Raw genomic sequence first — 359 nt, 5'->3', positions numbered from 1 at the left:
CCCCTCCAGCGCCAGCCCCTGCCACGCCGCCGCGCGCATCGCGGACGCCTCGCCGCCCTTGGGGAGTTCGAGCACGGCGTGCAGGCCGGCGGCCATGCCGCTGACCCGTGTTCCGGGGGCCCGTTCCGCCAGGGCCGCGACGAGCTGGTCGCGGCGGCGCCGGTAGCGCAGCCGCATCGAGCGCACATGGCGGTCGTACGCGCCCGACTCGATGAACTCCGCGAGCGTCAGCTGTTCCAGCGCGCTCGACGACCAGTCGCTGATCCCCTTCGCCCCGACCACCTCCGCGACCAGGTTCTCCGGCAGCACCGCCCACCCCAGCCGCAGCCCCGGGGCCAGGGACTTGCTCGTCGTGCCCA

Annotated in this window: 1 protein-coding gene; it reads right to left on the bottom strand. The window is 75.2% G+C overall.

The genetic code is table 11. The features are described from left to right. On the bottom strand, window positions 1–359 hold a 359-nt coding region (locus WA762_RS35540; protein ID WP_335941719.1), incomplete at both ends, for an aminotransferase class I/II-fold pyridoxal phosphate-dependent enzyme.

Source organism: Streptomyces tyrfis (assembly GCF_037034285.1).
GTDB lineage: Bacteria > Actinomycetota > Actinomycetes > Streptomycetales > Streptomycetaceae > Streptomyces.
The sequence above is the reverse complement of the archived record's forward strand: the minus strand, read 5'-3'. Positions and strand labels throughout refer to the sequence as shown.